This window comes from Variovorax rhizosphaerae (assembly GCF_037889975.1).
Taxonomy (GTDB): domain Bacteria; phylum Pseudomonadota; class Gammaproteobacteria; order Burkholderiales; family Burkholderiaceae_C; genus Variovorax; species Variovorax rhizosphaerae.
Map to the genome: position 1 here is coordinate 52321 of NZ_JBBKZT010000004.1, position 12739 is coordinate 65059.

Annotated in this window: 13 protein-coding genes; 3 read left to right on the top strand and 10 right to left on the bottom strand. The window is 65.8% G+C overall.

Annotated features, from left to right (window positions below):
- Positions 1 to 11 precede the first annotated feature (11 nt).
- Both WKW82_RS09450 and WKW82_RS09455 read left to right on the top strand, forming a co-directional pair.
- Positions 12 to 1019 carry an AraC family transcriptional regulator gene (locus tag WKW82_RS09450; protein WP_340342027.1) on the top strand — a complete coding sequence of 336 codons (1008 nt, stop codon included), beginning with the start codon at positions 12 to 14 and terminating at the stop codon, positions 1017 to 1019.
- A 19-nt stretch (positions 1020 to 1038) separates the two neighbouring features.
- Positions 1039 to 1656 (top strand): HAD family hydrolase, encoded by a 618-nt coding sequence (locus WKW82_RS09455; protein WP_340342028.1) that lies wholly within the window; start codon positions 1039 to 1041, stop codon positions 1654 to 1656.
- Positions 1657 to 1665: 9 nt separating this feature from the next.
- Here the strand turns inward: WKW82_RS09455 and WKW82_RS09460 are convergent, their stop codons facing one another.
- The 10 genes from WKW82_RS09460 to WKW82_RS09505 all read right to left on the bottom strand — a co-directional run bounded on the left by WKW82_RS09460 (position 1666) and on the right by WKW82_RS09505 (position 11693).
- Complete coding sequence (locus WKW82_RS09460) at positions 1666 to 2073, bottom strand: DUF3574 domain-containing protein (RefSeq protein ID WP_340342029.1); 408 nt, start codon at positions 2071 to 2073, stop codon at positions 1666 to 1668.
- Between the two features lie 23 nt (positions 2074 to 2096).
- Positions 2097 to 2669, bottom strand: a complete 573-nt coding sequence (locus tag WKW82_RS09465; RefSeq protein ID WP_340342030.1) for a cold shock domain-containing protein — start codon at positions 2667 to 2669, stop codon at positions 2097 to 2099.
- Positions 2670 to 2686: 17 nt separating this feature from the next.
- On the bottom strand, positions 2687 to 3115 hold the full coding sequence (locus WKW82_RS09470; RefSeq protein WP_340342031.1) for a VOC family protein: 429 nt from the start codon (positions 3113 to 3115) through the stop codon (positions 2687 to 2689).
- Between the two features lie 75 nt (positions 3116 to 3190).
- Positions 3191 to 4435 carry a phenylacetate--CoA ligase family protein gene (locus WKW82_RS09475; protein ID WP_340342032.1) on the bottom strand — a complete coding sequence of 415 codons (1245 nt, stop codon included), beginning with the start codon at positions 4433 to 4435 and terminating at the stop codon, positions 3191 to 3193.
- Between the two features lie 30 nt (positions 4436 to 4465).
- Entirely contained in the window at positions 4466 to 5278 is an 813-nt protein-coding gene (locus WKW82_RS09480) for an ABC transporter ATP-binding protein (protein WP_340342033.1), read from the bottom strand.
- A 2-nt stretch (positions 5279 to 5280) separates the two neighbouring features.
- Positions 5281 to 6597 (bottom strand): ABC transporter substrate-binding protein, encoded by a 1317-nt coding sequence (locus WKW82_RS09485; RefSeq protein WP_340342034.1) that lies wholly within the window; start codon positions 6595 to 6597, stop codon positions 5281 to 5283.
- Between the two features lie 43 nt (positions 6598 to 6640).
- On the bottom strand, positions 6641 to 7705 hold the full coding sequence (locus WKW82_RS09490) for a branched-chain amino acid ABC transporter permease (RefSeq protein ID WP_340342035.1): 1065 nt from the start codon (positions 7703 to 7705) through the stop codon (positions 6641 to 6643).
- A 140-nt stretch (positions 7706 to 7845) separates the two neighbouring features.
- On the bottom strand, positions 7846 to 8775 hold the full coding sequence (locus tag WKW82_RS09495; protein ID WP_340342036.1) for a branched-chain amino acid ABC transporter permease: 930 nt from the start codon (positions 8773 to 8775) through the stop codon (positions 7846 to 7848).
- A gap of 168 nt (positions 8776 to 8943) precedes the next feature.
- The gene (locus WKW82_RS09500; protein ID WP_340342037.1) at positions 8944 to 9729 is read right to left on the bottom strand and encodes an ABC transporter ATP-binding protein; all 786 of its coding nucleotides are present in this window, start codon (positions 9727 to 9729) and stop codon (positions 8944 to 8946) included.
- A complete protein-coding gene (locus tag WKW82_RS09505; protein WP_340342038.1) occupies positions 9726 to 11693 on the bottom strand; it encodes an AMP-dependent synthetase/ligase in 1968 nt (655 codons plus the stop codon). Before WKW82_RS09505 ends, WKW82_RS09500 begins: the two co-directional genes overlap by 4 nt.
- 275 nt (positions 11694 to 11968) lie before the next feature.
- Between WKW82_RS09505 and WKW82_RS09510 the strand changes: the two genes are divergently transcribed.
- Positions 11969 to 12718, top strand: a complete 750-nt coding sequence (locus WKW82_RS09510; RefSeq protein ID WP_340342039.1) for a Crp/Fnr family transcriptional regulator — start codon at positions 11969 to 11971, stop codon at positions 12716 to 12718.
- Positions 12719 to 12739: the final 21 nt, after the last annotated feature.

A 12739-nucleotide genomic window follows, 5' to 3' on the forward strand; every position in this document is an offset into this window, starting at 1 on the left:
ATGCGCGCCTGATGTTGCGACCGCCCGTCACGATCCCGATCGCTTTCGTCCGGGGCATGGTGTCCGGCGTGCAGGCGCGTGGGTTGGCCGGAGACCCTTTGCTTGAAGAAGCGGGCATCGCGCCGGCACTGCTGCAGGAACCCAGCGCGCGTGTGACGGCGGAGCAGTATGTGGCGCTGTTCCAGTTGCTGATCGAGCGCTTCGACGACGAATGCCTGGGCTTTCTTTCACGTCCGATGAAGCAGGGCAGCCTGGCGTTGATGGCGCGCTCGGCCATCAGCGCAGCGACACTTGAAGTCGCTACGCGCCGCTGCGCGAACACCTTCCGCTTGCTGCAGGACGATGTGATCCTGGAGCTGGTCCACGATGACGAGTTGGCTGGTGTGGCGCTTCGCTTCAGTCCCTCGACGGTCACTCATCCGACCTTCCTGCACGAGTTGCTGCTGCGCGTGGTCTGGCGCGTGCTGGCCTGGCTGGTCGGTGGCCAACTGCCTGTGGTGCGCTTCGACTTCGCCTTTGCCAGCCCGCCGTACGCGGGCAGCTACGGCAAGATCTTTCCGGCGCCGCTGCAGTTCGATTGCAGCCGCTCGGCCTTCTGGTTCGACGCGAAGTTGCTGCAAAGCCCCGTGCGGCGTGACGAGGCCGCGCTGCGCGCCTTCCTCGCCGATGCGCGCACGCACGTCATCGTGCCGAGGCGCGGCGACGACCTGCTGAGTGCGCGCGTGCGCGGCCATCTGCAGCATGCGCAGCCGGCATGGCCAGACCTCGTCGCGACGGCCGAGGCGCTGCACATGTCGAGCTCCACGCTGCAACGCCGTTTGGCCGGCGAAGGCACGACCTTCCAGTCCCTGAAGGACGAGCTGCGGCGCGACACCGCGATCGTGCGGCTGAACGCCAGCGCGGTCCCGCTGGCGACGCTGGCCTTTGAACTCGGCTTTGCCGACAGCGCGGCGTTCCAGCGCGCGTTCAAGGGCTGGACGGGAAGCGCTCCCGGGGCGTACCGGCGCGGTGGGGCTTGATATTTGCTATGGGTCGGACATGCGCAACCGCCCGCACCTGGTCCTGTTCGACATCGACGGCGTGCTGTGCCAGTACGACCGCGCGGTGTTCCAGGCCGCGTTGGGCGCACTGACCGGCCACACCGCCGCGTTCGTGCGCGAGGCCGTGTGGGGATCGGGACTGGAGACGCGCTCCGACCGCGGCGAAGTCGATCCGGCCGCCTACCTGCGCGAGATCTCCGAGCGGCTGGGGCACCCGGTGACGCGCGACGATTGGCTGGCGGCACGCCGCGCGGGTATGACGCCCGACCCGCAGGTCCTCGCGCTGGTCGAACGCGTGAAGCAACGCTGCCCGATCGCCGGCCTCACGAACAACTCGCCGATGCTGTCGGAGGACATCGAGACGCTCTGCCCGGAAATCGGGCGGCACTTCAAGGGTGGGTTGATCGTCACATCGGCGATGGTGGGTGCGACCAAACCGGAGGCGGCGGCTTACTTGCGCAGCATCGAGCGCTTCGGTGTGCCGCCGGAGCGGGTGTTGTTCATCGATGACGTCGAGGCGAATGTCGAAGGGGCGCTGAGGGCTGGGCTGCAGGCGTACCTGTTCATTGGAGCGGGGCGGCTGGAACAGGAACTGGGGGAATGCGGGTTGCTGTGATCCCGGCTCTTACGAGACACACGTGCGCGTCCGCACGCGGAGAACGGCTTCCTGTTGAAAGCGGGATTTGTAGATGGCTGCGACCTCGGTTACCGACTGCTCGTTGCGTGCGTCGTTAGGATGCACAAGCTGCAGGACGCGGGTGGACTCCTGGACAATCGATCCGTCTGCGCCGCGCCATTGGCCGGAAGCATGCGAGACCGTGAGGCCTTGGGGGAAGCGGGGCGTGACGGTGGCGGCGAGGAAGTTGGCCCACTCTTCCGCCGTGACGGTGCCGTTGGGCTTGGCGGTTCCGAAGTAGAGCGTGTCCTGGATCGCGCTTTGCTCGCCCGGCTTGCAGCTTGCCGCCGGTGGAATCGCGCAGGCACTGATCGCAATGGAAATCGCGATGGCGACGAGGGCGCGGAAGGGCGGCATCGAGGACAGGACGGCGGCCGTGACTACTTGGCGAACGGACTGGTGCACCACTGCTGCTCGCAAGGAACGCCGTCGTGGTTGCCGTCCATCTGGGTGCCCGGGCAGTTCTTCAGGAAGTACCTGGCCTCCGTGCAGGAGTGCATCTGCGAGCAGTACTTGCGGCCGTCGCAACTGAAGTTCTGCGCGATGGGTTCTGCAACTTGTGCAGGCGACGTGACGAAGGCAGGGGCAGGCGTCGAGTAGCCCGTCGCGTACTTCTGGTATTGGTTGAAGGCGAAGGCCGCGAGCCCGACAACGAGGAGCAGGGTGATGATCCTCGACAGCCAGGACGGTCCGTCGCGCGCGGGCGCGGGTTCCCGAGACCGCGTGCTTGCCGCAGGCGGCCCGATGGCAATCCGTTCCACGTTGATCGCCTGAGGTTTGCCATCCCGGCCTCGCCCCAGTTCATACGTCACCCGTTCGCCAGCCGTGGGGCGGGAGCCATCCCTCGGCAGGGCACTGATGTGCACGAACAACTCCGCACCGCCGTGCGTCGGCGCGATGAAGCCAAAGCCCCGGTCGTCCTTCCATGTTCTCAGCGTGCCGGTCAAGCGCATGTGGAAAGCGGCCGCGTTCAGAAGGTAATGTGCACCGACCGCGCGCTGCGCTTGGCCTCGCCATGGAACACGGCCTCGATGTTGTTGCCGTCCGGATCGAGCACGAAGGCCGCGTAGTAGCCCGGGTGGTAGGGACGCTCGCCAGGCGCGCCGTTGTCCTTGCCGCCGTGCGCCAACGCCGCCTTGTGGAACGCATCGACCATCGCCCGGTCCTGCGCCTGGAACGCCAGGTGATGGCGTCCGGTCAAGACCCCATTGGCGGCTTGGCTGTCAGGCGTCGAGACGAACAGCTCGTCCGCCCAGAAGAAGCCATTGCCGGTGCCGCCCATGGGAATGTCCAGGACCTCGAAGATCGCCGCGTAGAAGGCTTGCGAAGCAGGGAGGTCCCGCACGACCAACTGGATGTGGTCGATAAGTCGCCCGCGATGAAGCTCTTGCGTTTCCATGCTTGCTCCTTTCGAAAGGCGAGGATCGTAACCATCCCGCCCGCTGCCGTCATCCGGCGCGCGCGGGCTCGCACTTCATCGATAGCTGCGCGCGTCCTCGATCACCTTGCCGTCGTTCGGCAGGCTCCCCGCTGCGACGCAGACCACATCGCAGCGCAGCTTGGTCACATCGCGCACAGCTTCGCCAACGCGCTCGGCGAGGCCTTCGTTTGCCGGTGCCTCTACACGCAGCGTCATCCGATCCTGCGCCATCTCCCCCTCCACCACCAGCCGCGCGCGCACGATCTCCGGAAAGCGCTTCACCACTTCCGCCACCTGCCCCGGATGGACAAACATCCCGCGCACCTTCGTCGTCTGGTCGGCGCGGCCGAGCCAGCCCTTGATGCGCGTGTTGGTCCGTCCGGTCGGGCATTGGCCGGCCAGCACGGCCGACAGGTCACCGGTGCCGAAGCGCACCAACGGATAGTCGCGGTTGAAGGTCGTCACGACCACTTCGCCGACCTCGCCATCGGGTACCGGGTCACCCGTACCGGGCCGCACGATCTCCACCATGACGCCTTCGTCGAGCACCAGCCCTTCATGCGCGGAAGTTTCGTAGGCAATGAGTCCGAGGTCCGCGGTCGCATAGCTCTGCACGGCGCTGATGCCGCGCTCGGCCAGCCAGTCGCGCAGGCTTGGCGGAAAGGCCTCGCCGGAGACCAGCGCCTTGGTCAGGCTCGGCAGCTTGAGGTCGATTGCTTCGGCCTTCTCGACCAGTATCTTGAGGAAGCTGGGCGTGCCGACATAACCGTCGGGCTTGAGTTCGGCCATGGCTTCCAGTTGTTGCTCGGTCTGGCCGGTGCCGCCAGGGAACACGGTGCAGCCCAAGGCATGCGCGCCACTTTCGAGGATCGCGCCGGCCGGGGTCATGTGGTAGCTGAAGCTGTTGTGGATCAGCTCGCCGCTCCTGAAGCCCGCGGCATGGAGCGAGCGCGCCGTGCGCCAGTAGTCGGGCGCGACGCCTTCGGGCTCGTAGATGGTGCCGGGGCTCGCGAACACGCGCCGCATCGACGGCCCGCGCGCGATCGCGCCGAAGCCGCCGAGCGGATCGTGCTCACGCTGGGCCTTCTGGCGCTCCAGCAGTTCGGACTTGCGCGTGACCGGCAGTTTCGCCAAGGCCTCGCGGCTGCGCACCACGCTGGCATCGACGCCGCGCAGGATCTCCGCGAAGGCAGGCGCCGCGGCTTGCGCATGCGCGACCTGGCGCGGCAAGGCCATGAGCAAATCGGCTTCACGTTGCGCAGGGTCGCGCAACTCCAGTGCGTCGTAGTGTTCGGACATGGTGTGTGTCGCCTCAGGGGCTGATGAGAGTCAGGCCAGCCAGCGCTTGCGTCTCTTGTAGCTCTTCACATCGCGAAAGCTCTTGCGCTCCGCACCGCCGACGCCGAGGTAGAACTCCTTGACGTCCTCGTTGTTCGCCAGGTCGCTGGCCTTGCCGTCCATGACGATGCGGCCGCTTTCCAGGATGTAGCCGTAGTCGGCGTAGCGCAGCGCCATGTTGGTGTTCTGCTCGGCGAGCAGGAAGGTCACGCGCTCCTTGTCGTTCAGGTCCTTCACGATGCCAAAGACCTCGTCGACGATCTGCGGCGCGAGGCCCATCGAGGGCTCGTCCAGCAGCACCATGCTCGGATTGGCCATCAGCGCGCGGCCGATGGCGCACATCTGCTGCTCGCCACCCGAGGTGTAGGCTGCCTGCGACGTGCGCCGGGTCTTCAGCCGCGGGAAGTACGCATAGACCTTCTCCAGCGTCGCAGCGATGGCGGCCTTGCCATCGCTGCGCGTGTAGGCGCCGGTCATCAGGTTCTCCTCGATGGTCAGGTGCGCGAAGCAGTGCCGCCCCTCCATCACCTGCACCAGCCCGCGCCGCACCAGTTCCGCCGGCGACAGCGCCTCGATGCGCTCGCCGCGCAGCTCGATCGTGCCCTTGGTCACCGCGCCACGCTCGCCCGCGAGCAGGTTGCTCACGGCGCGCAGCGTGGTCGTCTTGCCCGCGCCGTTGCCGCCGAGCAGCGCCACGATCCCGCCCTCGGGCACGACCAGCGACACGCCCTTCAGCACGAGGATCACGTGGTTGTAGATGACCTCGATGCCGTTGACATCGAGGAAGGGCTTGCTGTCGGACATGTTCAGCAGGTGCGCGCCTTGACGTTCTTGTCCTTCGCGTACTTCTCCGCGAACTCCTTCACCAGCGCGTTGATGTGCGTCTTGTCGGACTGGTACCAGTCGGAGGTGATGTTCCACTTGCCGCCGTCCCACTGGATGATCTTGGCCCAGTCGTTGCCCATGTGGTTGGCGCACGATGTCTTCACCGGTCGCATCATTTCGCCGAAGCCCAGCGCCTTGAGCTTGTCGGCCGTCAGGTCCAGGTTCTCGAAGCCCCAGCGCACCTGCTCGGACGTGAGTGCCTTGCCCTTGCCGTACTTCTCCTGCGCTGCGCGGATGGCCTCCACCTGCAGCATGGAGATCATGATGCCGCGGTTGTAGGCGATGCTGCCGACGCCATTGGCCTGGCCGGTGCCCTGGCCCTTGTCGTAGACGAACTTCTTGATGTCGTCGAGCACCTTGTCCTTGGCTGCGCTGTTCTGCAGCGTGATGGCGTTGTAGCCCTTGGCGCCGTCGCCGATATCCTTCACGTCATGGTCGGAGCCGGCCCACCAGATGCCGTAGATCTTGTCGCGCGGATAGCCGCTGGCCTGCGCCTCACGGATGCCGGCCGGCGTCATCACGCCTGCGGACCAGAACAGCACGTAGTCAGGCTTGGCCTGGCGGATCTGCAGCCAGGTCGACTTCTGCTCGACACCGGGCGGCGTGACGGGGTAGAGCTGCACCTCGAAGCCCTCGGCCGCGGCACGTTTCTGCAGCAGCGGGATCGGCTCCTTGCCATAGGGCGAGTCGTGGTACACGAGCGCGATCTTCTTGCCCTTGAGGCTGCCCTTTTCCTTCTTCGCGATGTCCTGCAACATCACGTCGGTGGCGGTCCAGTAGGTGCCCATCAGCGGGAAGTTCCACTCGAACACCGTGCCGTCGACCGACTGCGACAAGCCATAGCCGGCCGTCTCTACCGACACCTTGTCGACGAAGGCCTTGTCGGTGACGGCGAAGGTGATGCCGGTGGATTGCGTGTCGAAGCCCGAGGCGCCCGAGCCCTTGCCCTTCAGGCGCTCGTAGCACTCCACGCCCTTGGCCGCGTCATAGGCCGTTTCGCATTCCTCGTACGCGAGCTTCACGCCGTTGACGCCGCCGTCGCGCGCGTTGATGAGCTTGAGGTAGTCCTGCTTGCCATCGGCCCATGGAATGCCCAGCGGCGCGAACTGGCCGGTGCGGTAGACCAGCAGCGGAATGAACTGCTCGGCGGCTTGGGCCTGCGCGAGCGTGCTGGCTGTGACCATCGACAACCCGGCAGCGGCGAGTGCGGCAGCGCGGGCGAGATTCCTGAGTTGCATGCTTGTCTCCTTCTTGATTGAAATGCGGAACGTGTGAGTGAAATCAGTGCGGGAAGGGCCACAGGCGAAGCTTCTGCCTTGCGGTCGACCACAGACGCGCAAGCCCATGCGGCTCGACGATGAGGAAGAACACGATCAGCGCGCCGAAGATCATGTGCTCCAGGTGCGATGCAGTGCCCGTGGAGATCGACAGCCCCAGCCAGTGCGGAACGTAGTTGAGGAACAGCGGCAGCAGCACCACGAAGGCCGCGCCGAAGAAGCTGCCCGCGATCGAACCCAGCCCGCCAATGATGATCATGAACAGCAGCTGCAGCGACTTGTCGATGCTGAAAGCCGAAGGCTCCCACGCACCCAGATGCACGAAGCCCCACAGCGCCCCCGCCACGCCGACGATGAAGCTGCTCACCGCAAAGGCCGACAACTTGGCATACACCGGCCGGATGCCGATGACTGCCGCTGCCACGTCCATGTCGCGCATCGCCATCCATTCGCGACCGATGGCGCCGCGCACGAGGTTCTTGGCCAGCAGCCCGAAGACGACGACCAGCGTGAGGCACAGCAGGTACTTCTGCATCGGCGTCGTGAACTCGAAGCCCAGCATCTGCAAGGTGCGCACGCTGACCGAGCCCGACGAGGAATCGTTGGTCACCCACTTCACGCGGTTGGTGAACCAGTCGACGAAGAACTGCGCGGCCAGTGTCGCGACCGCAAGATACAGCCCGCGAATCCGCAGGCTCGGGATGCCGAACAGCACGCCGAACACCGTCGCGCACAAGCCGCCGCCGATGAGCGCGACGAGCAGCGGCATGCCGTCGATGCGCACCTGCAGGTTGTAGGCCGCATACGCGCCCACGGCCATGAAGGCGCCGGTGCCCAGCGAGATCTGACCGCAGTAGCCGACGAGGATGTTGAGCCCGATGGCCGCGAGCGAGAGGATCAGGAAGGGGATGAAGATCGCGCGGAAGGCATAGTCGCTGGCGAACATCGGCAGCGCGATGAAAGCGATGGCCGCGAGTGCGAGCATGGCCCAGCGGTCCTGCGCGACGGGGAACAGCGCGAGGTCTGCGCTGTAGCTGCTCTTGAATTGGCCGTTTTCTCTATAGAACATTCAGCGTCCCTTCGCCTGCTGGAAGTGAACGATGCCAGGCGCGGTGCGGAAGTGGGTCGGCTTGGCCGCGGTGTCTGCCCGCTGCGACGCGGTTGGCGAAGCGACGCGAAGTGCGCAAAAACTGGACGTGCGCTTCATGTTCATACCCGGTCGATGATCTTGTCGCCGAACAAACCCTGCGGGCGAACCAGCAACACGGCCAGCGCGAGCACATACGCAAACCAGTTCTCGATGCCGCCACCGAGATACGGGCCGAGATAGATCTCCGACAACTTCTCCCCCACACCGATGATCAGCCCGCCCAGGATCGCGCCAGGCACCGAGGTCAAGCCACCCAGGATCACCACCGGAAACGCTTTCAGCGCCACCAGCGAGATCGAGTACTGCACGCCCAGCTTGCTGCCCCAGATCACGCCCGCGACGAGCGCCACGAAGCCGCCGATCGACCACACGATGACCCAGATGCGCGCCAGCGGAATGCCGACGGACTGCGCGGCCTGGTGGTCATCGGCGACAGCACGCAATGCGCGGCCAGTCGCGGTCTTCTGGAAGAACAGCGTGAGCATCGTCACCAGCGCCGCGGCGAGCACGGCCGCATAGAGGTCTTCCTTGCTCAGCAGCAGGCCGCCCTGGAACACGTTCTCCAGCACGATCATCGGGTCCTTCGGCATGCCGATGTCGATCTTGTAGGTGGCGCTGCCGAACAGCAACTGGCCCGCGCTGTCGAGGATGTTGGCAATGCCCAGCGTGGCCATCAGGAGCGTGATGCCTTCTTGATTCACGAGGCGGCGCAACGCCAACCGCTCGACCAGCCAGGCCACGACGACCATGCAAAGCGCCGCGGCGACGAAGGCCAGCAGGTTGGCGAGGAGGGCGCTCTGGAAGCCGAGCCACTGCGGGATCCACTCGGCGAAGCGTGCCATCGCCAGGGCCGCGAACAGCACCATCGCGCCCTGCGCGAAGTTGAACACGCCGGAGGCCTTGAAGATCAGCACGAAGCCGAGCGCGACGAGGGCGTAGAGCATGCCGGCCATGAGGCCGCCGAACAATGTTTCGAGAAAGAACCCCATGTCAGCGTCTTTGCATTGCTCCCTCTCCCGCATGCGGGAGAGGGTTGGGGTGAGGGTGCCGTGCGGTGGAAAAGTCGTGGGCGTTGCGAAGGCCCAGTACCCTCACCCCAGCCCTCTCCCGCGTGCGGGAGAGGGACCAAGAAGCAGAGCGGTCGCGATGTGTCGTCATCAATGCTCCGTCCCCAGGTAAGCCCGAATCACCTCGGGATTCGCCCGCACTTCATCCGGCGTCCCATCCCCGATCTTCTTGCCATAGTCCAGCACGACGACGCGATCGCTGATGTCCATCACCACCCCCATGTCATGCTCGATCAGCACGATGGTCGCGCCGAACTCGTCGTTCACATCGAGGATGAAGCGGCTCATGTCCTGCTTCTCCTCCACGTTCATGCCTGCCATCGGCTCGTCGAGCAGCAGCACCTGCGGCTCCATCGCCAGCGCACGGCCAAGATCGACGCGCTTTTGCAATCCATAAGGCAGGCGACCGACAGGCGTCTTGCGATGCGCCTGGATCTCGAGAAAGTCGATGATGTGCTCGACGAACTCGCGGTGCCGCAACTCCTCGCGTTCCGCCGGGCCCCAGCGCAGGGCCTGCGCGAGCAAGCCGCACTTCATCTTCAGGTTGCGTCCCGACATGATGTTGTCGAGCACGCTCATCCCCTTGAACAGCGCCAGGTTCTGGAAGGTGCGCGCCACGCCCATCTCCGCCACCTGCCGCGAGTTCATGTGCTTGAAGGTCTTGCCCCGAAAGGTGATCGACCCTTGCTGCGGCTGGTACACGCCGTTGATGCAGTTGAGCATCGAACTCTTGCCCGCACCATTCGGCCCGATGATGGCCCGCACCTCGTGCTCGCGCACGTTGAAGCTGATGTCCGTCAGCGCCTTCACGCCGCCAAAGCCGAGCGAGATGTTCTGCACATCCAGGATCACGTCGCCGACTTTCCGACCGTTCATGCCGCCACCTTCACTGCCGGGAAGCGCTTGGCTTCGACAATCTTCAACGTCGCGCTGACGGCGCCCGTACGCCCATCCTCGAACTTCACTTGCGTCTCGATGAACTGTTCCGCCTTGCCGCCGTACAGCGCATCCACCAGCACCGCGTACTTCTCGGCGACGAAGCCGCGCCGCACCTTGCGCGTGCGCGTCATCTCGTCGTCATCCGGGTCCAGTTCCTTGTGCAGCACCAGGAAGCGCGCGACCTGCGTGTCGGCCATGCCTTCCTCGGCGGCCAGGTCGGCGTTGACCTTGCTGACGCACTCGGCGATCAGCGCCAGTACCTCGGGCTTGCCGGCCAGGTCGACGTACCCGCCATAGGGCAGTCCACGCCGCTCGGCCCAGTTGCCCACGGCCTCGAAGTCGATGTTGATGAACGCGCAAACCTCGTCGCGCCCGTTGCCGAAGCACACCGCTTCCTTGATCTGCGGAAAGAACTTGAGCTTGTTCTCGATGTAGTTGGGCGCAAAGATCGCGCCGGTCTTCATGCGGCCCACGTCCTTCGCGCGGTCGATGATCCGCAGGTGACCTTCAGCATCGAGCACGCCCGCATCGCCGGTGTGGAAGTAGCCGTCGACGTCGAGCACTTCGGCCGTCGCATCGGGCCGCTTGTAGTACTCCTTGAGCACCGACACGCCACGCACCAGTACCTCGCCGTTGTCCGCGATGCGCAGTTCCATGCCGGGCGCCGCGGTGCCCACGGTCTGCAGCTTCACCTTGCCATCCTGCTGCAGGCAGACATACGCGCAGGTCTCGGTCTGCCCATAGAACTGCTTGAGGTTGACGCCGATCGAGCGATAGAAGCGGAACAGGTCCGGCCCGATCGCCGCGCCCGCGGTGTAGGCCACGCGAATGCGGCTCATGCCCAGCACGTTGCGCAGCGGCCCGTAGACCAGCGCGTTGCCGATGCCGTACATGAAGCGATCGCCAAAGCCCACCGGCGCGCCGTTGAGGATGTCCGCGCCCACGCGCTGCGCCAGCGCCATGAACTTCGCATACAGCCAGCGCTTGGGAGCAGCTGCGTCTTCCATGCGGATCGACACGGCGGTAAGCAGCCCCTCGAAGGTGCGCGGTGGCCCGAAGTAGTAGCTCGGGCCGATCTCGCGCATGTCGTTCATCACCGTCTCGGCCGACTCGGGGCAGTTGAGCGTGAAGCCGCCGACCAGCCATTGCGCCACCGAGAACAGATGGTCGCCGACCCAGGCCATCGGCAGGTAGCTCATGATGTTGTCGCCGGGGCCGAGCTTGTCGGTGACCACGCCGCCATGCCCCGCCGCGATGAAGCTCGCATGCGTCTGGCACACGCCCTTGGGCCGGCCGGTGGTGCCGGAGGTGTAGAGGATCACGGCCACGTCGGAGGCCACGCCGCTTGCCACGCCCGCGTCGAAATGGCCGCCGTCCGCGGCATCGAAGGCGCGGCCGAGTTCGCGCAACTGGTCGTAGCTGATCACGCCAGGCTGGTCGTAGTGGCGCAGGCCTTTCGGATCGTCGTAGATGATGTGGCGCAGGCCCTGGTGTCCGTCCGCCGTCAGCAGGTCGCGGCATTCGAGCAGCTTGTCGACCTGCTCCTGGTCTTCCGCGATGACGAAGTCGATGGACGCGTCCTGCAGCATGAACACCATCTCGCCTGCCACCGCATCCTGGTACAGCGGCACCGGCACGCCGCGCAGGCTTTGCGCCGCGATGACGGCCATGTACAGATGCGGCCGGTTGGCGCCGACGATGGCCAGGTTGCCGAAAGGCCGGAAGCCCAGGCTTGCCAGCCCGCAGGCGATCTCGCGCACCTCCTTGGCCACGCCGGACCAGGCCCAGGTCTGCCAGATCCCCAGGTCCTTTTCGCGAACGGCAGGCGCGTCCGGTTGCCGTGCCGCATGCGCGGCCAGCAGGCGTGGAAAGGTGTCGGCGGGGAGGGGAGGGAGGGTCACGTTGCGCCGGATCGTAGGCCGCACTTTGACGCCGGCTTGTCGTTCCAACGACAATCCTAGGGACACTACTCCCCGGAGTTTCCCGATGAGCGCAGCGCTGAACCGCTTCAAGCAAGCTCGCGCCCCCTCGGGGGGTAGCGAGGACACGAAGTGCCGAGCGTGGGGGCTCAAGGATTCAGCGCCGGATCGCTTCAAGCAGGCTCACATCCCCTCGGGGAGCTGCGAGGACGCGACAGTGCCGAGCGTGGGGGCCTCATGACTTCCGTGCCGAACCGATGACCTCCCCCGCTGGCGCCTCCATCCGCGACCGCGCCCGTCCGGCCACCGCCGACGAACTGGCCAACATTCCCTGGCTGCACACGCTATCGGCCGCCGAGCGCAAGCGCGCCGAGTCCGCCATCGCCGTCGCCGAGGCCGACCCCGGCGACCTGGTCTGCCGCATTGGCCGCGCACCGACCTTCTGGTTCGGCGTGGTCGAGGGCCTGCTCAAGATGAGCAACGACAACGCCGACGGCACCTCGCTTACCTACAGCGGCCTGCCGCCCGGCGGCTGGTTTGGCGAAGGCACGGCGCTCAAGCGCGAGCCTTATCGCTACAACATCCAGGCCCTGCGCCGCAGCCTTGTCGCCGGCCTGCCGGTCGACGACTTCCACTGGCTGCTGGACCATTCGATCGGTTTCAACCGCTTCGTCATGAACCAGCTCAACGAGCGGCTCGGCCAGTTCATCGCGGCGCGCGAGGCCGACCGGCTCAACGACCCCGATGCGCGCGTGGCCCGCAACCTGGCGGCATTGTTCAACCCGGTGCTGTTCCCCGGCGTGGGCCAGTTGCTGCGCATCACGCAGCAGGAGTTGGCGTACCTCATCGGCCTGTCGCGCCAGCGCGTGAACCAGGCGCTGCGTACGCTGGAGACGCAAGGCGCGCTGCGGGTGGAGTACGGAGGTATTCGTGTGCTGGATTTGCCAGCGCTGCGGGGTGGGAAGGTGGTGAGCGGGCGTGGTCTGCACCAGCCCCTGACCCGATAATCGCGCGCAGCCACCGAGAGA